This is a genomic window from Acetanaerobacterium elongatum, from assembly GCF_900103835.1.
GTDB classification, from domain to species: domain Bacteria; phylum Bacillota; class Clostridia; order Oscillospirales; family Ruminococcaceae; genus Acetanaerobacterium; species Acetanaerobacterium elongatum.
The window spans coordinates 19,308-41,893 of record NZ_FNID01000019.1 but is presented as its reverse complement, the minus strand read 5'-3'; the positions used below and the strand labels follow the sequence as shown (position 1 = coordinate 41,893).

General features: G+C 44.2%; 22 protein-coding genes, 5 tRNA genes and 1 riboswitch. Of the genes, 23 read left to right on the top strand and 4 right to left on the bottom strand.

The window, feature by feature from the left end; translation table 11 throughout:
- Nucleotides 1–82: 82 nt before the first annotated feature.
- The 14 genes from BLR50_RS08370 (at nucleotide 83) to BLR50_RS08305 (ending at nucleotide 11,070) form a co-directional block, all read left to right on the top strand.
- A complete protein-coding gene (locus tag BLR50_RS08370) occupies nucleotides 83–1,015 on the top strand; it encodes a zinc dependent phospholipase C family protein (RefSeq protein WP_092640540.1) in 933 nt (310 codons plus the stop codon).
- Between the two features lie 17 nt (nucleotides 1,016–1,032).
- Complete coding sequence (locus BLR50_RS08365) at nucleotides 1,033–2,241, top strand: MFS transporter (protein WP_092640537.1); 1,209 nt, start codon at nucleotides 1,033–1,035, stop codon at nucleotides 2,239–2,241.
- 115 nt (nucleotides 2,242–2,356) lie between these two features.
- Nucleotides 2,357–2,432 (top strand) — tRNA-Val (locus tag BLR50_RS08360).
- A gap of 4 nt (nucleotides 2,433–2,436) precedes the next feature.
- Nucleotides 2,437–2,513: transfer RNA gene (locus BLR50_RS08355), tRNA-Asp, on the top strand.
- Between the two features lie 6 nt (nucleotides 2,514–2,519).
- Nucleotides 2,520–2,595 (top strand) — tRNA-Phe (locus BLR50_RS08350).
- A gap of 5 nt (nucleotides 2,596–2,600) precedes the next feature.
- Nucleotides 2,601–2,676: transfer RNA gene (locus BLR50_RS08345), tRNA-Gly, on the top strand.
- 3 nt (nucleotides 2,677–2,679) lie between these two features.
- A tRNA-Cys gene (locus BLR50_RS08340) sits at nucleotides 2,680–2,754 on the top strand.
- A 142-nt stretch (nucleotides 2,755–2,896) separates the two neighbouring features.
- The gene (locus BLR50_RS08335; RefSeq protein ID WP_092640534.1) at nucleotides 2,897–3,439 is read left to right on the top strand and encodes a hypothetical protein; all 543 of its coding nucleotides are present in this window, start codon (nucleotides 2,897–2,899) and stop codon (nucleotides 3,437–3,439) included.
- 48 nt (nucleotides 3,440–3,487) lie between these two features.
- Nucleotides 3,488–4,246: an N-acetylmuramoyl-L-alanine amidase gene (locus BLR50_RS08330; RefSeq protein ID WP_162840372.1), complete on the top strand. Its 759-nt coding sequence runs from the start codon at nucleotides 3,488–3,490 to the stop codon at nucleotides 4,244–4,246.
- A 48-nt stretch (nucleotides 4,247–4,294) separates the two neighbouring features.
- Nucleotides 4,295–5,671, top strand: coding sequence for a DNA repair protein RadA (gene radA / locus BLR50_RS08325; RefSeq protein WP_092640528.1), 1,377 nt, complete (start codon nucleotides 4,295–4,297; stop codon nucleotides 5,669–5,671).
- Between the two features lie 313 nt (nucleotides 5,672–5,984).
- Nucleotides 5,985–7,016, top strand: coding sequence for an efflux RND transporter periplasmic adaptor subunit (locus BLR50_RS08320; RefSeq protein ID WP_092640525.1), 1,032 nt, complete (start codon nucleotides 5,985–5,987; stop codon nucleotides 7,014–7,016).
- An 18-nt stretch (nucleotides 7,017–7,034) separates the two neighbouring features.
- Complete coding sequence (locus tag BLR50_RS08315) at nucleotides 7,035–8,222, top strand: ABC transporter permease (RefSeq protein ID WP_092640522.1); 1,188 nt, start codon at nucleotides 7,035–7,037, stop codon at nucleotides 8,220–8,222.
- A 39-nt stretch (nucleotides 8,223–8,261) separates the two neighbouring features.
- Nucleotides 8,262–9,020 carry a DUF6873 family GME fold protein gene (locus BLR50_RS08310; protein ID WP_092640519.1) on the top strand — a complete coding sequence of 253 codons (759 nt, stop codon included), beginning with the start codon at nucleotides 8,262–8,264 and terminating at the stop codon, nucleotides 9,018–9,020.
- Between the two features lie 130 nt (nucleotides 9,021–9,150).
- Nucleotides 9,151–11,070, top strand: coding sequence for an ABC transporter ATP-binding protein (locus BLR50_RS08305; protein WP_092640515.1), 1,920 nt, complete (start codon nucleotides 9,151–9,153; stop codon nucleotides 11,068–11,070).
- A gap of 58 nt (nucleotides 11,071–11,128) precedes the next feature.
- On the opposite strand, the gene BLR50_RS08300 is transcribed toward BLR50_RS08305, so the two are convergent.
- From BLR50_RS08300 to asd, 4 genes are all read right to left on the bottom strand, one after another.
- Nucleotides 11,129–11,593 carry an ACT domain-containing protein gene (locus BLR50_RS08300; protein ID WP_143008072.1) on the bottom strand — a complete coding sequence of 155 codons (465 nt, stop codon included), beginning with the start codon at nucleotides 11,591–11,593 and terminating at the stop codon, nucleotides 11,129–11,131.
- 131 nt (nucleotides 11,594–11,724) lie between these two features.
- Complete coding sequence (gene dapB / locus BLR50_RS08295; RefSeq protein ID WP_278277987.1) at nucleotides 11,725–12,480, bottom strand: 4-hydroxy-tetrahydrodipicolinate reductase; 756 nt, start codon at nucleotides 12,478–12,480, stop codon at nucleotides 11,725–11,727.
- 18 nt (nucleotides 12,481–12,498) lie between these two features.
- Nucleotides 12,499–13,401 (bottom strand): 4-hydroxy-tetrahydrodipicolinate synthase, encoded by a 903-nt coding sequence (gene dapA, locus BLR50_RS08290; protein WP_092640508.1) that lies wholly within the window; start codon nucleotides 13,399–13,401, stop codon nucleotides 12,499–12,501.
- Nucleotides 13,402–13,439: 38 nt separating this feature from the next.
- Nucleotides 13,440–14,519: an aspartate-semialdehyde dehydrogenase gene (gene asd, locus BLR50_RS08285; protein WP_092640505.1), complete on the bottom strand. Its 1,080-nt coding sequence runs from the start codon at nucleotides 14,517–14,519 to the stop codon at nucleotides 13,440–13,442.
- 151 nt (nucleotides 14,520–14,670) lie between these two features.
- Nucleotides 14,671–14,848, bottom strand: a riboswitch (Lysine riboswitch).
- Between the two features lie 78 nt (nucleotides 14,849–14,926).
- Between asd and queA the strand changes: the two genes are divergently transcribed.
- The 9 genes from queA (at nucleotide 14,927) to xerD (ending at nucleotide 22,573) form a co-directional block, all read left to right on the top strand.
- On the top strand, nucleotides 14,927–15,958 hold the full coding sequence (queA, locus tag BLR50_RS08280) for a tRNA preQ1(34) S-adenosylmethionine ribosyltransferase-isomerase QueA (RefSeq protein WP_092640503.1): 1,032 nt from the start codon (nucleotides 14,927–14,929) through the stop codon (nucleotides 15,956–15,958).
- Nucleotides 15,959–15,970: 12 nt separating this feature from the next.
- Complete coding sequence (tgt, locus tag BLR50_RS08275; RefSeq protein WP_092640500.1) at nucleotides 15,971–17,107, top strand: tRNA guanosine(34) transglycosylase Tgt; 1,137 nt, start codon at nucleotides 15,971–15,973, stop codon at nucleotides 17,105–17,107.
- Nucleotides 17,108–17,239: 132 nt separating this feature from the next.
- The gene (gene yajC, locus BLR50_RS08270) at nucleotides 17,240–17,611 is read left to right on the top strand and encodes a preprotein translocase subunit YajC (RefSeq protein ID WP_092640497.1); all 372 of its coding nucleotides are present in this window, start codon (nucleotides 17,240–17,242) and stop codon (nucleotides 17,609–17,611) included.
- 87 nt (nucleotides 17,612–17,698) lie between these two features.
- The gene (locus tag BLR50_RS08265) at nucleotides 17,699–18,100 is read left to right on the top strand and encodes a TIGR04086 family membrane protein (protein WP_162840371.1); all 402 of its coding nucleotides are present in this window, start codon (nucleotides 17,699–17,701) and stop codon (nucleotides 18,098–18,100) included.
- Nucleotides 18,101–18,170: 70 nt separating this feature from the next.
- Nucleotides 18,171–18,317 (top strand): six-cysteine ranthipeptide SCIFF, encoded by a 147-nt coding sequence (gene scfA, locus BLR50_RS08260; RefSeq protein WP_092640491.1) that lies wholly within the window; start codon nucleotides 18,171–18,173, stop codon nucleotides 18,315–18,317.
- A gap of 142 nt (nucleotides 18,318–18,459) precedes the next feature.
- Complete coding sequence (gene scfB, locus BLR50_RS08255) at nucleotides 18,460–19,827, top strand: thioether cross-link-forming SCIFF peptide maturase (RefSeq protein ID WP_092640488.1); 1,368 nt, start codon at nucleotides 18,460–18,462, stop codon at nucleotides 19,825–19,827.
- Nucleotides 19,828–20,080: 253 nt separating this feature from the next.
- Entirely contained in the window at nucleotides 20,081–20,890 is an 810-nt protein-coding gene (gene proC, locus BLR50_RS08250; protein ID WP_092640484.1) for a pyrroline-5-carboxylate reductase, read from the top strand.
- Between the two features lie 65 nt (nucleotides 20,891–20,955).
- Nucleotides 20,956–21,597 carry a stage II sporulation protein M gene (locus BLR50_RS08245; protein ID WP_092640481.1) on the top strand — a complete coding sequence of 214 codons (642 nt, stop codon included), beginning with the start codon at nucleotides 20,956–20,958 and terminating at the stop codon, nucleotides 21,595–21,597.
- Nucleotides 21,598–21,688: 91 nt separating this feature from the next.
- Nucleotides 21,689–22,573, top strand: coding sequence for a site-specific tyrosine recombinase XerD (gene xerD / locus BLR50_RS08240; protein WP_092640478.1), 885 nt, complete (start codon nucleotides 21,689–21,691; stop codon nucleotides 22,571–22,573).
- The last annotated feature ends 13 nt before the right edge of the window (nucleotides 22,574–22,586 follow it).

Sequence of the window (22,586 nt, the reverse complement as noted above, 5' to 3'; positions counted from 1 at the left end):
ATAGTATAAAGATAACCGCAACGCAGAGGTTTTCTCTCTGCCTGCGGTTCTTTTCTAAAAGTATTGAAAAGGGGGAAATGGTATGCCGGCGCACATTACGCACAGCATCTTTGGCAACGAGGTTTTAAAATGTCGTTTTGTTAATGATCAAAGCAAGGGCTATGCGATTTGCGGGTATTCCATCAGCCAACCCGCTTTTGAATGGGCGCTTCAAGGGCCGGATATTCTGTTTTTTGCGGTACTTGCCGGTAATAAAGAACTGCCTCAATACGGGTCAATCATGCATAACAGCAAAACCGACGAGCTTTTTATCAAAATGCAGGAATACGCCGTTAATATCAAAGATACATCTGATTTTAAAGCGGTATTCTCTTATATCTGCGGGTTTGTGTGCCATTATGTGCTCGATAAAAACTGCCATCCATATGTTTATTATTTTCAGAAAGAGAAGAAAAAGCTAAATCCAAGGCATCATAGCGTGCACAATAAGATTGAAAGTGATATTGATTCTGCGATGGCCTACTGTAAATACGGGATTAAGCCTCAGGCGTTTCAGATACCCGACAGGCTGTTAAACGAACAGCAGGAATACCTGCCAATCGCACGATTGTATAAGTACTTGCTAAATAATCTATATGGTATTAAGGTTACCGAACAGGAGCTGCTCACCGCTTTTAAGGGCAGCAAGCGGTACTATAAGTTAATTATTGATCGCCTTGGCTTGGGGGTGATTGCACGAATTATTGATTTTTTTAGCTTTAAGGATAAAAGGGTATATAGCCTTCTTCGGGTTAAACGTTATAACCGTTGGGTAATGAACTATGAACACCGGGCTTGGCGTAACCTGCAGCGGCCGGAGATTACCTTTACCCAGAGCTTCGATGAATTATTTGAGGCATCTAAACCGGAGGCCGCGCTGCTCATACAAAAAATTGCTTCATCCATTCTAAATGGCACACCCCAAAAGATTACCTGCGGAGACAGCTTTGATAACGGCAAGCCGAGCAGACAGTAAGAATAACCGGAGGCAATATGAAGACTGGCATAAAGAATCAAACTCTCGCTTTTGCATTTTTAGAATGTTTTTTCTGGGCAGGCTATTGCTGTGTGCTTGGTTTTATATCCAGCTATCTCAAACAGCTAAATTATTCGGATTCTATCATCGGGCTAATCATGGCTGTCGTCGCAATGATTTTGATGATTACACAGCCATTGTTTGGCTATCTTGCTGATTCCTATATACCTCCTAAAATTCTCATTTCATTGTCCATACTCATCAGTATCGGCTTGGCTTTTCTCATCCCGCTTGCCAAACAGGGTTTTGTTTATGCGCTTATCACCGTACTGTTGCTAACGGTATGTGAAAGCTCGGTGACAGGTGTAATCAGCAGTTGGTCATCAAAGTTGATTGCTGCAGGGGAGCCCATCAATTACGGCTTAACAAGGGGTACCGGTTCAATGGGCTTTGCATTCACTGCAATACTGGTAGGCTTTATGATGCAAAAGCTAGGTTCTGATATTATATTTATATTGCATGCTGGTTTTTACACATTAGATATACTTGTTATTCTCTTTTTAGTAAAGTACATACCATGTTTGAATAAAAAAGTTCATAATGAAAAGCAATTGCAGTCATCCTCCGGCTTAATTAATTCTATAGGTATCTTAATGAGAAATAAAAGATATGTAGTCTTAATGCTCAGTATTTTTATAACATCTTGTTCTATCACTATGGTTAATACATATTTTCCCATAATTCTGCTTTCCGCTGGCGGAACCAGTGAGGATGTTGGCATATACCTGTTTGTTACGGCAATGTCTGAGGGCTGTGTAATGATCTTCTACTCAAAATTTGCGAAGCGCTTTAAAAATCGCTCCTTATTTTTGTTCTCCCTGTTCTTTTTTGTAATCCGCTTTCTCCTTTTCTGGGCTGCATCCGGCAATACTACTGCACTCATTGTATTTCAAATTACCCAATCCTTTTCTTATGGGCTGTATCTGCCGTCTACGGTTGCCTATACAGCAGAGGTTTCGCCGCTTGCATTACGCTCTACCGCGCTTTCGATCGGTATGGCATTGAACATGGGGTTAAGCAGTGTAATTGGTAATCTTGTTGGAAGCATCTTATCTCAGAATATAAGCTTATTATCCATTTTCCCTGTAGCGCTATTATTAGTAATAATCAGTATTCTTATCTTTTCCATCACCTTTCTAATCAAGGATGCACCAGTGCAGAATTAAAAGGTAGTCGATTTGCATACCCCGTGTTCTTTCAAATTATTTCATACTTTTCACTGTTGACAATACAGGCTAAATATAGTAAAATAATTTTCGTTGCCACTCACGAAAGCGGCATGGGAGCATAGCTCAGCTGGGAGAGCATCTGCCTTACAAGCAGAGGGTCATAGGTTCGATCCCTATTGTTCCCACCATAATGGCCTGGTAGTTCAGTTGGTTAGAACGCTAGCCTGTCACGCTAGAGGTCAGGGGTTCGAGCCCCCTTCAGGTCGCCATCAAGTGCTTCTGTAGCTCAGTTGGTAGAGCAGAGGACTGAAAATCCTCGTGTCGTTGGTTCGATTCCGACCGGAAGCACCAGATATGCGGGTTTAGCTCATTTGGTAGAGCGCCACCTTGCCAAGGTGGAGGTAGCGAGTTCGAACCTCGTAACCCGCTCCATACGGTACCATAGCCAAGTGGTAAGGCAGAGGTCTGCAAAACCTCTATTCCCCAGTTCAAATCTGGGTGGTACCTCCAATGTAAACCGCCGGAGTTATTCGGCGGTTTTATATTTATAGTTTTGTATAACCTTAATTGTTTTGCCTTGAAAGCGTTAGGGTTATCGGCTATAATTAATGCAATCCAGTATTCTTACTTTTTCTACAAATGGAGGCATAACATGAATCGTAAATCTAATCTGCGGCATGGGCTCTCGCTAATGCTCAGTATTTTATTCGCCGATATTCTAAGTATTTTCGTTTTTATCTCGTTAGCCAGTGTGTTGCCCAACGTCTTCGGTACAGTCCTTATTCAAATTCTTAATCTACTCATACTCTTAAGTCTTGTTTATCTTCCTGTCTGGACGGTAGGCGAAAAGGATATCAATTATGTACTTACCGGTAGGATAACCTATGATCGCTATTGCGGCTTAAAGATTGGCCTGATAGGGATGATTGCATTATACCTGCCCTATATACTGCTATTTCTGAGTAAAATTAATAACGACCAGTTTTTATATGCTATTTTCCAGGTAATATTGTCTCTTTTTTACGGCTTCATCCGCATGTTATTGCCGGTAACTATAAAGGACGTAAACTGGCTACCGATGTTAGTAACCCTTATTTATCCACTGATTATTCCATTGATAACCTCCCTTGCCTACCATTTCGGTTACAAGCGTATCTCTTTAATCGGTAAGCTTATTTATAAAAAGAAAAAGTAAACATATTTCAGGTTCCCTCCAGCATAACCTTTGGTGGAGGGGATGTATGTGGCAAAAAGATATTATAACTATCGAAATCTTGATGTACGCCAGGCCATTTTTACCGCATTGTTTATTTTGCTCGTTCTGCTAGTTATCATCTATGTAATCAGAAGGGTAAATGAATCTGCGCAGCCTGCGTTTGCAACATCCGATAATCAAATTGCAGTAATTATTGATGCGGGGCATGGGGGAGAAGACGGCGGAGCCGTAGGCTACGACAATAATACATGTGAAAAAGGCATAAATCTTGCAGTTGCCCAAAAGCTCAAACAGTTTTTAACGATAGGTGGCTTTAGGGTAATTATGACACGCGAGAAGGATCAATTACTCAATGATGAAGGTCTGAATACTGTAAGACAGCGAAAGGTTTCAGATATTCAAAACCGTATGCAGATAATAGAAAAAAACCCCGATGCGATCTTTATAAGCATTCACCAGAATAAGTTTACGCAAGATTCCGCAAATGGAACTCAGATATTCTATAGCCCGAACAATTCCGACAGTGAAGATTTAGCGCAGGCCATTCAGGATAGTTTTCGTGAACTGATACAGCCTGATAACAGTCGTCAGGTTAAGAAGGCAGGAAAAGAAATCTATCTGCTTTACCATTCAAAAATTCCGTCGATTATGGTGGAATGCGGCTTTTTGTCAAACCAAAATGAATGTGAGAAGCTTTTAAAGGATGAATATCAAAATCAGGTTGCCTTTTCAATTTATGCGGGCCTGATGAAATATATCGATAAAAGCAAAAAAGGGTTAGAATAGGTTAAAAAGTATTTGACCTATGATAGAAACGCAGAGGTGTAATAACCATTGAGCACAAAGTTAAAAAACGTTTTTGTTTGTAGTGAATGCGGCGCAGAGTCCCCAAAATGGCTTGGTAAATGCCCTAGCTGTAGTGAGTGGAATACACTGGTTGAGGAGATTCGCGGGCAGGAGACGGATACCGGTAAAAAGAACGGAACCGGCGCGGTTAAGGTGTTCACTCCGGTTACCATAAATGATATCTGTGAAGCCGATGAGATACGTTATGATACCCAGGTAAACGAGCTAAACCGTGTATTAGGCGGCGGTATAGTAAAAGGTTCGCTGGTGCTGTTGGGCGGCGATCCGGGTATCGGAAAATCCACTCTGCTGCTTCAGATCTGCGGTCATCTGGGTAAAACGTTAAAGATACTGTACGTTTCGGGCGAGGAATCACAGCGGCAGATAAAGCTTCGTGCGGCCCGCCTGAATGTTTCAACTCCTAACCTCTTTTTACTGGCTGAAACCGATATAGAAAGCATCATTAATACCATTATTATAGAAAAGCCAGATCTAGTGATGATCGACTCAATCCAGACCATGACACACAGCGCTGTTTCTTCCGCGGCGGGAAGCGTCAGCCAGGTGAAAGAATGTACGCAGGCATTGATGCGCTGCGCTAAGGGAGAAGAGATTTCAATCTTTGTTGTAGGGCATGTCAATAAGGATGGTGCCATTGCGGGGCCGAAGGTACTGGAACATATTGTGGATGCCGTACTGTACTTTGAAGGTGAACGCAACCTGCCTTACCGTATCCTGCGCGCCGTGAAGAACCGTTATGGCTCAACCAACGAAATCGGTGTTTTTGAGATGTCCAGCGAAGGCCTATGTGAGGTGGAGAACCCCTCAATGATGCTGCTCTCCGGCCGGCCCGTTGATGTATCAGGCACCTGCGTAGCCTGTATCATGGAAGGCAGCCGTCCTATCCTTGCCGAGGTGCAGGCGCTTGTAACCAAAACAGGCTTTGGTACTCCTCGAAGAATGTCTACAGGATTTGATTACAATCGTATGTCGCTTATTCTTGCTGTTCTTGAAAAGCGCGCTGGTTTTTTGTTTTCAAGCCTTGATACCTACGTAAATATCATTGGTGGTCTAAAACTGGATGAGCCCGCAGCAGATCTTTCGGTAGCGCTGGCGCTTGTATCGGGATTAACCGATATTCCCATCAGGGATGACGTTTTTGTTTTTGGCGAGCTTGGTCTGGCAGGGGAGATACGTTCGGTGTCCAATGCGGAGCTGCGTGTAAATGAAGCTGCACGGCTTGGCTTTAAAAAATGTATTATACCTAAAGCGTCACTTACAAAGCTTGTAAACCCACAGAAATTCGGGATAGAGATTATCGGGGTAAGCTCTATTTCACAGGCGATAGCAGCCTTAAAAAAATAATTGTTTCAGGTTATCGATTGCCGTACAGATTAAAGCTGTACGGCAGTTTTTATATTATTAATTTCATAATCTCTTCATAAATAATAAGCCGTATTTCAGCCAAAATATTATAGAGTTAAAGGATGAATTTAACTAGCGTTTGTATGCCTAACAAACCTAATAATATAATAAATCTTAGCTGTTAAGCTTCTATTATGTTTTGGGGTGTGTAGACAGACGGCGCTAAATTCATCTTTAGCGAAATTATAGGAAGAATTTTGCCGTATAATACTATTCTTCTAAGCAGAATAGTATAGGTAAAAGGGTGGCAGGTATGAAGTTAAGGCTGACAGTGTTGCTGGCAGGTATGATGCTGTTGCTGGCGTCCATCTTTATCCCCGATATAATGCTTTCGTCAATGCCCAAGGTGAATGTGACAAAGCTAGAAAAGACCGTATATAACCAGTACTTAAACTGTTCCGGGAGCATTGAGGTGGAAAAGAAAAGCAATGTCAGCCTTGAAATACCGGTAAAGATCTCACACATTGAGGTTGAGGTAGGCGATTACGTAAGGAAAGGTGACCGGATAGCGGTTGTGGACAAAGATGCCACTGTTTCAGCATATTCCGGCTTAAACACAGTAGCTGCCGTTTCTGCGCTAATGGGGAGCAGTGTATCTGCCATACCGGAGAACCTGCTGTCACAGTATGTTAATTCCGGGGAATATTCTATCACGGAGATTCTTGCGAAATACAAGGACGAAATAAAAGCGTTACCAACTGTATTGACTGCACCTGAAGATGGTGTAATAACAGAAGTTAACGCGCAGGAGGGGGAGATGTCTTCGGCGTTTACCCCTATTATTACCATTGCTCAGAGCAGCAGCCTTGTAGCAAGGGTAAGCGTCAGCGAATCCAATATTTCGAAGGTTAGGGAGGGGCAGAAAGCCACCCTTACGGTACTTGCCCAAAATGGCAGCCAATATAACTGTACCGTTAGCAAAATCTACCCAACAGCACAAAAAGCACTGCTTTCAACCAGTAAAGAAGCTATGGTAGATGTTATATTGAAAATTCGAAATCCTGATAAAACCCTGAGACCGGGTTACTCCATCAAAGGTAAAATTCTTATTGAAGAAGGGCGCAAGGCATATGTACTCCCCTATGAGGCTATCGGTCAGGATGATGAACAAAAGGAGTTTGTCTTTGTCTATTCGGGTGGGCGGGTTCATAAGCAACTGATAAAAACCGACTCCGAACTGCTCAACGGTATTGAGATAAAAAGCGGAGTGAACGAAAGCGACTATATTGTTACAAACCCTACAGAAACACTTAAAGATAACACCTTAGTGTGCTTATTGGAATAAAAGAGGGCGGGGAAGCGGATGAGCGATTATCTTAAGTATGCGGTGAAGAATCTGTTTCGGAATAAGTTCAGAACCTTCCTCACCATTATAGGTATCGCCATTGGCGTGTGTTCCGTGATTATCATCGGTTCGATATCCGATATGGGGAAAAGCGCAATCAACAGCGAACTAAACAGTCTGGGGATTGGTGCACTGACGATTGAAACCGACAAACGCGTTACCGATATGGAGCTAAGTGAAAATGATTTGCAGGTAATTCAATCAACCGATAAGGTTACAAAAGCGGTTCCAATTATGTTGGAGTACACCAATGCCTATACCAGAAATCTGGTACTTAACAGTGCTGTATGGGGTATTGATTCTGGAGCTAAGCAGATTTTTTCACTGCAGCTGTTATATGGCCGTCTGATAGGAAAAGCTGATGTGGGCGCCTCGGAAAATGTTTGTGTGGTAGATAAGGTATTTGCTCAGCAGACCTATAAACGTACCAATATCGTCGGCAAAGCGATTAAAATCCGTCTTGGCGGCAGCGATGAAGAATTTAAAATCATCGGGGTTGTCAATTCAGGCGGAAATATGTTACAATCATTGCTGAGCAGCTATATCCCTACCTTTGTTTATGTACCGTATACCTCTCTGCAAAAGGCTGCGGGAAAACAAAGCTTTGATCAGATTGCCTTACAGGTGGCCGATTCTTCGGCCATTGATGCGGTGGCTAAAAATGTTATCCGCAGGCTGGAGCAGGCAACCGGGTATAAAGAAATCTATAAAACGCAGAATATTGCAGGCCAGAAGGATAAGCTGAACAATCTTTTAAGCATTATTTCGTATGTATTATCAGCCATTGCGGCGATATCGCTGATTGTTGCTGGGCTTTCCATTATGACAGTAATGCTGGTTTCAGTAAACGAAAGAACAAGAGAGATTGGTATTAAAAAGGCCATTGGAGCGCGCAGGGTCACCATCATGAGCGAATTTATTCTTGAGGCCTTTGCAATCTCAATACTCGGGAGCTTGATTGGAAGCGTGATCGGGCTATTGCTTTCGCTGTTAGGCTTCTTTTTTATGAATATTACGCCGATTATCAATATACCGCTGCTATTGATATGTATTGGCTTTGCAATAGTAAACGGCACAATCTTTGGCGTTTACCCGGCAGCACAAGCCTCCAAGCTGAACCCTGTGGATGCACTCAGAACAGAATAGACCTGGGGGGAAAACCAAACTTTCGAGGAAAACAGCACTATGGAATATGTAAGCTCCCCAAATCTGCCGCAGGGCAAGGTTTTAGTGGCGGCAGTTTCTGAACAAAACCAACAAATTATATCCGCGCTGAAACAGCAGGGGATAAAATGCATTAAGGTAACACAACACGGTGGGTTGGCTGAGCCGGTGCAAACCCATGCGGATATGCTGTTGCACCATCTGGGCGGAAAACAAATCCTCGCTGCCGATAAGGATGCTCCTTATGTTGAGCAGCTGAAATTACTTGGTTTTGAGGTAAGCGTATTATCTCAGAGCCTACATAAAACGTACCCAGGGGATGTAGCGTTAAACGCAGCTCGTATAGGGAGAACACTGTTTTGCCGTAAGGATACGGCGCCCGAGATTGTTGATTACTGCGCCCCAAACGGCATTGCTGTGAATTTTGTAAATCAAGGATACGCAAGGTGTTCGGTTGCAATTGCATCGCCCTATGCCGTTATTACGGCAGACAGTTCAATTGCCAAAGCCTGCGAAACATCGGGAATCGAAGTTCTTTTGATACAGCCCGGTTTTATAAAACTGCCCGGATACCCTTATGGGTTCATCGGCGGCTGTTGCGGCTTGATTGAAAAGGATGTTTTGGCGTTTACAGGGAACATTTTTAGCCATCCAAACGGAAAAAAGATTGCAGATTTCTTAACTCAACGCTCTGTAAAGTATGTATGCTTAACAGAATGCGAATTGTTGGATATTGGCGGGATATTGCCTTTGATGTGCCGTCACAAAGATACGTTTTAAGTCCTGTAAACCTTATAAAAATAGCAAAGCCTAGTTTCCCTGTAGTAATCTCCAATGGATGTTTGCAAACGGAGGCTTAGGATGATATAATATCCGAGGTTGCGATTCTTTAGTAAAGGAAAACTATACGATGCTGGTAACAATAGACGGGCTTAATAAGAGCTTTGGCGATAAAACAGTTTTGACCAATATAAATCTGAAGATCGAAGAAAAGAGCCGTATCGGGCTTATCGGTGCCAACGGTGCAGGAAAGTCTACGCTGCTGAATATCCTGTGTGGACGATTGGAGGGTGACAGCGGAAGCGTTTACCGCGCTTTTACCATGTCACTTGGTTTTTTGGAGCAGAACAGCGGCCTTCAGCGTGAAAGCACCATTTATAACGAGATGCTAAGTGTTTTTGCACCTTTGTTAGAACTACAGGAGGAGATGCACGCACTGGAGCAGCAGCTTTCCGGAATTGATACGCAGTCTGAGGCCTATGAACGCCTTACCGTGAGTTACGCCAACAAGCAAACAGCGTTTGAACAGGGTGGCGGATATCTCATTGAGGTCAAGATAAAAACCATCCTAAACGGTATGGGGTTCCAGAGCGTTCCGTTAGATACGCAAATTCAAACCCTTAGCGGCGGTGAAAAAACACGTTTGGCAATGGCAAGACTGCTTTTAGAGGAGCCAAACCTGCTAATACTGGATGAGCCGACAAACCACCTGGATTTTAAAACCTTGATGTGGCTGGAGGAGTACCTTGGTACATATAACGGAGCAATTGTGGTGGTATCGCACGACCGTTACTTTTTAGATAAGGTCGTTAGTGAAATCTATGAGCTGGAACGAAATACACTGACTGGTTACCCGGGGAACTATTCGAAATTCTTAATACTCAAGCAAGAGCGTGTAGCCAGGCTTCAGAAGGAATATGAACAACAGCAGCTTCATATCGCAGAGCTGCAGGAGTATATTGATAAAAACATGGCACGGGCTTCCACCTCCAACAGCGCAAAGGGCAGACTGAAAGCACTGGAAAAGATAGAGGTAATGGAACGCCCCAGTACAGCCATCAAGCGTATGAACCTGCGATTTGAAACCGATAAGGTGCCCTATAAAGAACTTTTAAAAATCAATAATATGGCTCTTTCGGTTGGCGAGAAGGAAAGCCGAAAGCAGCTCTTTCAGCATCTGAACCTTGAGGTAACAAGAGGGGAAAGGGTAGCGATTATCGGTACAAACGGTATTGGAAAATCGTCTCTGTTAAAGGCGATTCAAGGCATGATACCCATTGATTCAGGCAGCTACGCTTGGGGGCAGAACGCTTCTATAGGCTATTATGAACAGGAAAACGGCAATCTTCACCCCGAGAAGACCGTATTGGACGAACTGTGGGATCGACATTTAACCTACAATGAGGTTGTTATCCGAACGGCACTTGGAAATGTGCTGCTCACCGGTGATAACGTATATAAGAAGGTAAAGGTCATCAGCGGCGGTGAGCGCGCCAAGCTCGCGTTCGCGGTATTGATGCTGGAACGCGCCAATGTTTTAATTCTCGACGAGCCCACCAATCATCTTGATTTGGCTGCAAAGGAAGACCTGGAGCAGGCACTGTTAGGCTTTGAGGGAACATTGCTGTTTGTATCGCATGATCGCTATCTGCTCAACCGGGTGCCTACACGAATCGTCGAACTTCATAATGACGGCATCAAATCATATAACGGTAACTATGATGCCTATGTAAGCGAAGTAACGAAAGAGAAGCAATTAAAGGTGGAGGGACAGCCTGCTGAAATTCTTAAACAAATCCCCAATAAGCATGAGGGATACTATAAAAGCAAAGAGCAAAAGAGCGCGGAGGCTCGTATTAAAAATCGCATTAAGGAGCTTGAACGCCTTATTGCCGACACTGAGGCAGAGATAGCTGAACACGAGCATGAAATGACGCTTGAAAACGTATACACTGACTATCTGGCTATGCAGCAGCACTGCGCAGAGCTTGAAGTGAAGCGTGCAGCCCTTTCAAAGTATTATGACGAATGGGCCGAATTATCCTCATAATAAAAAGCCTCAGAAGAGCTTTCACTCTCTTGAGGCTTTCGTTATTGTTCTGCTGCTATTATAAACCAAACTGCTTCTTTAATGCAGCAACGGTACTGTTCTTATCTGCATTTGCCACTAGGATGGAGATATCCACAGAGCTGGTGGTAATAATCGAGATATCCACATCTGCGGCAGCAATCGCTTTCATGGCAGCCGCTGCCACACCCGGCATTTCAGCCATTTCTTCGCCGTAGAGCTGTATCTTGCAGTTGCCGTTGCTTACAAGCGGCTTAATAGTAGGGTGGGTATCCGCAAATCGTGCGGTAAGGTTTAAGGCCTTCACCAAATCTTCACTTAAAATAGAGAAGGAAAGGGAGGTGTATTGGCCTTGCGGTGCGGCATGGGAGATCATATCGATGTTTATGCCCGCATCAGAAAATTCACCCAGAATGGAGGCCAGAAGCCGGACACTGGCCGGTGCCTTGTTTATGGTAATGAGCGCCACATCATCGGTTATGGTTATCTTCGATACTCCGTTCATAACAAGCTCCATTCCGCCGCTTAATACTTATCTTCTTCTAGGAAATGTACCAAAAATCCAGCAAAAGGTTTTGATATGCAGTTTTACCTACATTTCTACCGAAGATTAGTATTTGTCAGCTTTTCAATCAATTATGCTAGTAAATCAGACATCTCATAGAATCCGGGCTTCTGTTTACACAAAAATAGCGCAGCATTGATAGCGCCGGTTGCGAATATGTCACGTGATCTTGCACTGTGTGACAGGGTAACAATCTCGTCCGGCCCCGCAAAGATAACATCATGCTCACCAACAATTGTACCGCCGCGTACTGAATGGATACCAATCTCGGTTTTTGAGCGCTTTTCGCGCTTCGATGCACGGTTGTACTCGTAACGGTAGGGCTGTTCGACGGCCTCGTTGATACCCTGGGCCAACATTAAAGCGGTACCGCTGGGCGCATCCAGCTTGCGGTTGTGGTGCTTTTCAATAATCTCGATGTCAAAATCCCGCCCAAGCACAACAGCCGCTTTCTTGGCAAGGTTTATAAGAAGGTTCATTCCCAGTGACATATTTCCGGAGTTAAACACCGGAATATTGGCGGAGGCGTTTTTCAGCTCATCAAGCTGTTCCGCCGAAAGGCCGGTAGTACATACCACAATCGGCAGCTTACGCTTTTGAGCCATCCCTAACAGTGGAGTAAGTGCGGAGGGGTGAGAGAAATCTATGATGACATCAGCCTCGGCCGTAACCTTATTGGGGGAGGTAACAACCTCGTAATGCTCTCTCTGCTCGCCGCTGATATCAATACCTGCAACAATTTCTAAATCGTCACGACCAGACACACTGGCAGTGATTACCCGCCCCATATAGCCGTTGCATCCAGACAGTATAATTCTTTTTTTCACGTCTCTGCCTCCGAATAGTTAATTGCGCGGTGCTTTCAATAAACCGTACTTTTCAAGTGACGCCTTCAGTACAGCAGTATGCTCGTCGCTGAGTGTATCAAGAGGAGGCCGGCAATCCCCAACAGGGTAGCCCATCAGCTTTAAAGCCGCCTTTACAGGGATGGGGTTTACATCAATAAACAGGTTATTCATTAACTCGAGCAGCTCTAGCTGAAGCTTGGTGCTGGCCTTGATATCCCCGTCAAAAAACAGCTGGCAGATATCATGTGTCTCTTTTGGCATAATATTAGACAGCACCGAAATTACACCCTTACCGCCAAGCGCGAGGATTGGCAGTATCTGATCATCGTTGCCGGAGTAGATGGTCAGCTCATCGCCACATTCTGCGGCAACCTGCGCGATAGCCGAGATGTTGCCGCTTGCTTCTTTGGTGGCTACGATGTTTGGATGTTTCGCAAGCTCCTTGTAAGCGTTAATACCAATGTTCATACCTGTACGGCTGGGAACATTATAAAGAATCATTGGCAGGTCAGTAGCGTCCGCTATTGCCGTAAAATGCTTTACCAAGCCTTTTTGTGAGGTTTTGTTATAGTAAGGGGTAACATGCAGCAGCGCATCAACGCCCGCAATCTTTGCTTCTTTTGAAAGTGCCACGGCATAGGAGGTATCGTTGCTACCGGCACCGGCAACAACCGGCACGCGCCCGTTTACAGCCTTTACCGCATAGTGCAGCACATTAATATGCTCCGCATCGGTAAAGGTTGAGGATTCGCCTGTAGTTCCCGCAATAACAATAGCGTCGGTAGAGTTTTGTATCTGATAATCAATCAATTCGCTTAACAAGGTATAGTTGATGGTGCCGTCGGGGTTCATAGGGGTTACGATGGCGCAGCCGGCGCCGGTAAATACAGTCTTCTTCACCTAATGTCCCTCCAATATTATTGGTCAAAAAACAAACACTAATCAAAGTAGCCCTTTGCGGCAAGCAGCTCAGCCATCAAAACACCGCCACCTGCAGCGCCCCTTACCGTATTGTGGGAGAGGCACACAAATTTATAGTCATACTGAGAATCCTCACGCAGCCTGCCAAGAGAAATCGCCATTGCATTTTCAAGGTCACGGTCAAGCCTGGTCTGCGGGCGATCGTTCTCCTCAAAATAATGCAGGAACTGCTTGGGGGCTGAGGGTAGATTCAATTCCTGGGGTTCCCCCTTAAATGCAGCCCATTTTGCTTTAATTTCATCAATGGTGGGCTTTTTATCAAAGGAAACAAACACTGCAGCAAGATGGCCATCGGAAACCGGCACGCGAATGCACTGGGTGGTGATAGCAGGGGAGGTAGCCGGAACAATCTCGCCGTTTTTCACCTCGCCCCAAATTTTAAGCGGCTCTTTCTCGCTTTTTTCTTCCTCGCCGCCAATGTAGGGGATTACATTGTCAATCATCTCAGGCCAGGTTTCAAAGGTTTTACCTGCGCCGGAAATTGCTTGGTAAGTACATGCCAACGTCTTTGTTATCCCATACTCCATTAAGGGATGAAGGGCGGGCACATAGCTTTGCAGCGAGCAGTTGGACTTTACGGCAATAAAGCCGCGCTTGGTTCCCAGGCGTTTTCTTTGCGCTTTAATAACTTCAGCGTGGTCGGCATTAATCTCAGGAATCATCATTGGCACGTCGGGCGTAAAGCGGTGGGCAGAGTTGTTGGAGATAACAGGGCATTCCGCCTTAGCATACATCTCCTCCAGCGCCTTGATTTCATCCTTTTTCATATCTACTGCGCAAAACACAAAATCTACCGAGGAGGCAATCGTTTTTATATCTGCGGTAGCATCCAGCATTACCATTTCTTTTATATTCTTAGGAATCGGCGTTTTCATAGCCCAGCGGGTACCAACGGCTTCAGCATAAGTTTTGCCGGCTGAACGGGAAGATGCCGCAAGCAGTGTAACCTTAAACCAAGGGTGATTCTCCAGCAGCGAAATAAAACGCTGACCAACCATACCAGTTGCACCAATAATACCTACATGAAACTGTTTCATCATCAATTCTCCTTTTAACATGCTTAGAAATGAAATGTTATAACCGCAATAGCGAAAAATAACAAAAAATCCGGTTTAAAACCGGACTGTCAATCAATATAATAATTTTCGGCTATTGACCATAACACAAAAATAGGGTACAATTGTGAAATTGGTGTATAGCTCTCCATCATTATCATAATGATGACAGTCACATGCCTGTTCGGCCATGCAACCAGGTTAACAGCTGCCGTGCTGTTCCCTTCGGCGGTTTTACCTTTAACAAACGCTCAAGCAATCTCGGCGATTTAACATTTGCTACTCTTTAAACCCGCGCCTCTATCCATTTCTTACAATACATATTAGCATCTGTCGTTTCATCTGTCAATTTATTTTCTGAAATTAGTTGATATCGGGAGAAAAAGCTCATGAGAAAATCCGATTTTTGGTATGATCTGCCCGAAAAGCTGATCGCTCAAACTCCAATAGAACCTCGTGATACCTCCAGAATGCTGACGCTAGACCGAAAGACAGGCGTAATCGGCCATCGGCATTTTTATGATATTCTAGATTTACTAAATAAAGGGGATACCCTGATTCTAAATAATTCACGCGTATTGCCCGCCAGGCTGTACGGCAAACGAACGGATACCGGCGGCGACATTGAGTTCCTTTTGCTTGAACAGAAGCAGCAGGATATATGGGAAATCCTTGTGAAACCCGGCAAACGGGCACGTATCGGCAGCAAATTTGTATTTGGTGATGGGCTGCTCAATGCTGAAGTTTTAGATATACTGCCGGCGGATGGCAACCGTCTTGTGCGCTTTAAATGGCAGTGTGGCAGCTTTTTTAATGTACTGGAGCAGATTGGCCAGATGCCGCTGCCGCCATATATTAAGCAAAAGCTGCAGGATAAAGAACGCTATCAAACGGTTTATTCAAAAGAACCGGGGTCTGCTGCTGCGCCTACCGCTGGGCTGCATTTCACGCCGGAGCTTCTGGAGCGTATTAAAAGCAAGGGCATAAACATTGGTTTTGTTACTCTTCATGTGGGGTTAGGTACATTCCGACCTGTAAAGGAAGATAACATTACAGACCACAAAATGCACAGCGAACACTATTATTTGCCGCAGGAGACAGCTGATTTGATAAATAAAACTAAAGCGAACGGTAAGAGGGTTATCGCCGTTGGCACAACCAGTTGTCGTACGCTTGAGGCCGCCGTAGCTACCTATGGATGTGTGCAGGCCTGTGAAGGCTACACCGATATCTTTATCTATCCGGGCTTTGAGTTTAAGGTATTGGACGGCATTATAACGAATTTTCATCTGCCCGAAAGCACGCTGATTATGCTGGTGAGTGCTTTTGCAGGCTATGAGCATACTATGAATGCTTATAAGATTGCCGTCGAGGAGCAATACCGGTTTTTCAGCTTCGGCGATGCAATGTTTATTGTTTAACGGAGGCCAGATATGTACAAGCTGATAAAGAAGGACGGTAAGGCCAGACGGGGAGAGTTTACCACCGTTCATGGTACTGTACAAACTCCCGCATTTATGAATGTAGCAACTGCCGGGGCTATTAAGGGTGGGATTTCGTCTTACGACCTCAAGAATTTAAAATGTCAGGTAGAGCTTTGCAATACCTATCATCTGCATCTTCGCCCGGGCGACACATTGATCCGTGAGATGGGTGGATTGCATCGCTTCATTGGGTGGGCCGGGCCGATTCTTACCGATAGCGGCGGCTTTCAGGTTTTCTCGCTGGCTCAGCTGCGAAAGATCAAGGAGGAGGGTGTTACCTTCCAATCACATATCGACGGCCGCAAGATATTTATGGGGCCGGAGGAAAGCATGCGTATCCAATCCAACCTTGGCTCCACTATCGCGATGGCTTTTGATGAATGCGTTGAGAATCCGGCACCTTATGAGTATTCAAAAAAGTCCTGCGACCGAACTGAGCGGTGGTTATATCGCTGCAAGGATGAAATGACAAGGCTTAATGCTTTACATGATACCATAAACCCCAATCAGATGCTTTTCGGGATTAATCAGGGCTGTGTATATGAAGACCTGCGTGTTCAGCATATGGAAAGCATCGTGAAACTTGATCTGGACGGTTATGCTATCGGCGGCCTTGCAGTAGGGGAGCCCGCCGTGGATATGTACCGGATTATTTCAACAGTGGAGCCTTATATGCCTGCGGACAAGCCCCGATACCTGATGGGAGTGGGTACGCCGGTGAATATCATCGAGGCCGTATCACGCGGGGTGGATCTGTTCGATTGCGTAATGCCAAGCCGGAATGCCCGCCACGGGCATATGTTTACCTTTAATGGTATTGTGAATATCATCAATGCTAAATACACCAACGATGAACGACCGATTGCTGAGGATTGCGACTGTCCTGTATGCAAAAACCACTCACGCGCATATATCCGCCACCTGTTTAAGGCAAACGAGATGCTCGGTATGCGTCTGGCCGTGATGCACAACCTCTATTTCTATAATACGCTGATGGAGCGGATTCGTGAGGCTATTGAAGAGGGAACCTTTGAACAATTCAAGGAAAGATATGTGCCGATACTTGATAAACGCTGTAAAGACTAGAATTTCTTGAACTTTCTGTGTATTCTTTTGAAAACTATTGCATGGTAAAGAGTTTATATGTATAATTGAAATATCATATGCAAAACTTAACCATATATTGTTATTACCGACTTATTGGAGGAAAAAGAAAAAATGAGTGAATTCTTATTATCGGCTGCTAATACTGCTTCGGCGGCAACAGCCAGCGGCTCCGCTACACCAGCCAACTCCGCACTGGCCTTATTAATACAAGTCGGTCCCATTGTCTTAATCTTTGTTGTATTCTACTTCTTCCTGATTAGACCTCAGAAGAAGAAGGAAAAAGAGATTCAGAAGATGCGCAGCGACCTGCAGGTTGGCGATGAGATTGTTACAAGCGGCGGTATTATCGGTCTTGTGGTAAGCATTCGTGAGGATACGGTTGTTATTGAAACCGGCTCTGACAGAAGCAAGATTCGCATTGCAAGATGGGCTATCCAAACCAACAATACCGTGCATAACAGTGAGGATGCTTCCTCCAAATAACTTGTCATAAATAGTACGGCCTCCGAATATCCTTTATCAATACAAGTTCTATCTAGGTATTGAGGGATGGCTTGGAGGTCGATTTTTTTGAAGAATGCAGCCGAACAGAAGAACACTAAGTTTGCACGGCCGGTTTTATTTGGCACAGGAGCAGCTTTGGCAACTTTACTGTTACTTTCACTGCTGCTTGCAGCGTTATTCTCTGGCGCAGGATTGTCGGCTTCGGTATTTACCCCGGCAGCCGTTGCTATGCTGGTTGTGGCGGCGCTCTTTGGGGGGATATTCTCTGCCAGAATTGCGAAAGCCAAAGGGCTGCCTGTTGGTTTAGCAACCGGCATCGTGCTGGCGTTACTGATACTGATTATGAATATCATCATACTGCATAACGGTTTTGGCTTGTTTTTGCTTGCAAAAATAATGCTTATCGTAATAAGCGCAACGATTGGCGGCATTATTGGGGTGAATATTATGAATAAAAGAAAATTATAATTGCAACCTATGACAAAATATGATACAATAAAATACTGTAATAAGCTATTCGTTTAGGAGGACATCACTCATGAAGCATATTAAAACCTTAAATACCGCAAATCTTAAGAAGAGCACTGCAAAGGGCGGCTGCGGCGAATGCCAAGCTTCCTGCCAGTCTGCATGTAAAACATCCTGCACGGTTGCTAACCAGAAGTGCGAGAACGCTAATAAATAAGCGGCTAAAACCTCAAACCGTACAAATCATCAAGGGGCAGATGACGCTGTCCCTTGATTTTTGTTGTCAACATTGCACTGAATATAAATAGAGGATAAGCCCTACCCTTATAGAATACGCCTTGGAAGGTATGATATTTAATATGGAAAACTACCTTATTCATAAATACTCTTTGAATGGTTTTAATATAGTACTGGATGTTCACAGCGGTGCCGTACACATTGTTGATGAATTATCTTACCGTTTACTGGACTATATTAAGAATGATTTTGTAAAGGATTGCCCTGACGAGATTTATCAGGCGCTGGACAAGGAATATCCACATGCAGATATTACCGAAGCTTATGGTGAGCTGTATAAGCTCTATGAGGACGGTGTGCTGTTTTCGGCTGATGACTATGAACCCTTTAAAGAGATGATGGTGAATTCCCCAATTAAATCAATGTGCCTTCACATCGCACATGACTGTAATCTCCGTTGCAGCTACTGCTTTGCTTCCACCGGTGATTTTGGCAAGGGCCGCAAACTGATGCCCTTTGAGATAGGGAAGAAGGCCATCGACTTTTTAATAGAGCACTCGGGTGCCCGCAAAAACCTTGAGCTGGACTTCTTTGGCGGTGAGCCGCTCATGAACTTTGAGGTAGTGAAACAGATCGTTGATTACGCAAGAAGCAAGGAGAAGGAACACAACAAATTGTTTCGTTTCACCCTTACCACCAACGGTGTGCTTTTGGATGACGAAAAGATTGATTACATCAACAAAGAGATGTACAATATCGTACTTTCTCTGGATGGCCGTAAAGAGGTTAATGATAAGGTTCGCAAGTGTGTAAATGGCTCTGGCAGCTACGACATTATTGTTCCGAAGTTCAAACGGCTTGTAGAAAAACGAGGCGACGGGCAGTACTATGTTCGTGGCACCTTCACCAAGTTTAACGAGGACTTCACCAATGACGTAATGGAGCTTAGGCGCTTGGGGTTTGATCAGGTATCTGTGGAGCCAGTGGTTTCAGACCTTGAAAACGACTACGCCATCACCGAAAAGGAACTGCCGCGTGTATTTGAAGAGTACGAGCGGTTAGCAAAGCTGCTGCTGGAGTTAAAGGCAAAAAAAGAGGGGATTAACTTCTTCCACTTTATGATTGATCTGGAGCAGGGTCCTTGCGCTATCAAGCGTCTGCGCGGGTGTGGATGCGGCAATGAATACATAGCAGTAACCCCGGATGGCGATATCTACCCATGTCACCAGTTCGTTGGCATGGAAGAGTGGAAGATGGGTAGTGTACTTGACAACACCATAAATAAAGAGATGAAGAACACCTTTGCACGGGCCAACATCTATGGCAAGCAGGAATGTAAAGAATGCTGGGCAAAGTTCTATTGTTCCGGTGGGTGCAACGCAAACAACATGCAGTACAGAGGGGACATCTTAAAGCCTCACAGAATCTCCTGCGAGCTTGAGAAAAAACGTTTAGAGTGTGCTATCATGATGAAGGCTGCTCAGTTATAAAACGATATACAACGATAATGTATAAAAATCCAGCCCTTAAAATGGGCTGGATTTTCTATTTAACTGCGTTTACATATTGCAGTTTACATAATATTTGTAACTATACATAATTAGATTGACATAATTTTTGATATTTGCAACAAATCAATATTAATATTTCGAATTCTTATTGAATATTCATTTGGAATGTATTATATTAAAATATAGTTTAAGATTTATTAATATTGAGCATGGATTAGGAGTAATGACACTGATGTCTGCAACGTTTAAAGTTGGATTTATTGGGCTTGGAAATATGGCCTCGGCAATTATCGGCGGTATTCTTGCAAAGGAGGTTGTAAGCCCCTCCCAAATCTGTGCCTATGATGTTTCTTCTGAAAAGTGCGCTGCGTTTGCTGAAAAAGGGCTTTCAGCTGCTAAAAGCGAACAGGAAGTAGTGGCTCAAAGCAAATATGTTTTTCTGTGCGTGAAGCCACAGGTAATCACAGACGTGTTAACCGCCCTGAAACCTGCCGCGGGTGAACATAATGTGTTTGTTTCAATTGCCGCAGGTGTTGGCGCACAATATATAAAGAATATAATCGGGTTTGACTGTAAGCTGGTGCTGGTAATGCCAAATACGCCTCTAATGCTCGGTGAGGGTGCATCGGCGTTGGCCTGCATTCCACCAACCGGCACCGAAGATTTTATCTTTGTAAAAAGTATATTTGCCTCTGCAGGCATCAGTGAGGAGATTCCTGCGGATAAGCTCTGTGAGGTAATCCCCGTTAATGGTAGCAGCCCTGCGTTTATCTACCTGTTTGCAAAGATTGTTGCAGAATTTTCGAAGGAGCAGGGAATTGATTACGATGTTGCCCTGCGGTTATTCTCACAAACGTTAATCGGCAGTGCCAAAATGCTTACAGAAAGCAAGCTAACCCCTGATGAACTGATTAAAATGGTTTCTTCCCCTGGAGGAACCACCCTGAAGGCGCTTTCCACCTTTGAGGAATATGGCTTTGAAAAGACAGTACGTGCCGCTATGCGCTCGTGCATAGACAGGGCATACGAACTGGGCCGATAAATTCTAAAACCCCCTTCACCTGAATATTTATAGTACTATAATGGTTCAGAAAAGGGGATTTTCAAATGAGAAGGACAACCTTAAACAGTCTGCGTAACAGCCGTACATACGCCTCTGATGTTCTTAAGTTCGTACTGCGCAACAGGCTTGTTTACGGTATGTTTGCGCTTTTTCTCGTAGGAATAGCCGCCGGTTCACTTACGGTGAAATACTGCAACGAACCGATAGCCGGGGAGCTTGCCACCGTATTGTCTGGCTATATCAGCAAAAGAGTAGAGCAAACCTTTCTGTCAGCCTTCTTGTCCTCTTTTACAGTCAATTTTTTAATTCTATTTCTGCTTTTCTTTTTGGGCTTTTGCGCCATCGGCATACCGTTTATCATGTTTGCATCAACAGCCAAAGGGTTTAGTCTTGGCGTTTCTATTGGTTACCTATACGCCGCTTGCGGCACTACAGGTATATGGTATGCGGTTGAAAACCTCGTGCCTGTTTCGCTGATTGCCTCGTTTGCAATCATTTTGGCTTGCGCAAGCTCATATAAGCTCTCCGGGATATACTTCTCATTGTTCTCCAACAAGAATGAGAGCTCAATAGCTATCGCTGCAGAGGCATATCTTACCAGATACATTGTTTACACCGTATTGATTTTTATCGCGGCGTTGGTGGATGGTTTATGCTGCAGCTTATTTGGCGGCATATCACCATAGGTTTTTTATATCTTGCTACTGTGCATATCAATTTTTCTGAAACTTGTTAATAATTTAGCCTGCGAACAGCGGCAGAAACGGACGAGAAAAAATGACACAGTTTATCAAAAGCTTTGAGGGGTATCTATCAGACAGCAAGGATGTGGCAGAGAATACGCTAGAGTCCTATATTCGAGATGTAACCGCTTTTGCTTTATTTGCGAAAGGGGAGGGCATTACACAGCCTTCCAAGGTTACAAACGAATGTATTGAGGATTATGTGGAACACTTAAAGGAGCTGAATAAAAGCAACTCCACCATCACCCGCAGCATTGCATCCCTTCGGTCATTTTTTCAGTACCTGGTTTTAAACGGTTATGCCACAACCAACCCAGCCAGAAGTATTAAGCTTGAAAAGGTAGAGAAAAAGCTGCCAAGCATTCTAACCAATCACGAGATCGATCAGCTATTAAAAAGCCCGAATTCGAATGAGCCAAAGGGCTGCCGCGATAAGGCAATGCTGGAGCTTTTATATGCGACCGGAATTCGTGTATCTGAACTGGTATCGCTGAATATCCAGGATGTAAACCTCAATGTAGGCTTTTTAAACTGCCGCAACGGTCGCGCCAGCCGGATTATACCGATTTACCCTGAAGCGCTCAAGGCATTGAATGAATATATCTATCGTGTTCGAATTGCCATCGTGCCAGATAGTGATTTTGATGCATTATTTATTAATTTAAACGGAAGTCGGTTGACTAGACAGGGATTTTGGAAGATAATAAAAACATATGCTGAAAAGGCAAATATTAAAACCGAGATTACGCCGCACACTTTACGGCATTCCTTTGCAGCGCATCTGTTGGAAAACGGCGCTCAGCTGAAAGACATCAAGGAGATGCTTGGCCATGCCGATATATCCTCCACGCAGGTTTATGCGCAAATTATGAAGAATAAATTTAAGGATGTTTACAACCGGTGTCACCCTCGTGCGTAATACTCTGAAGGAG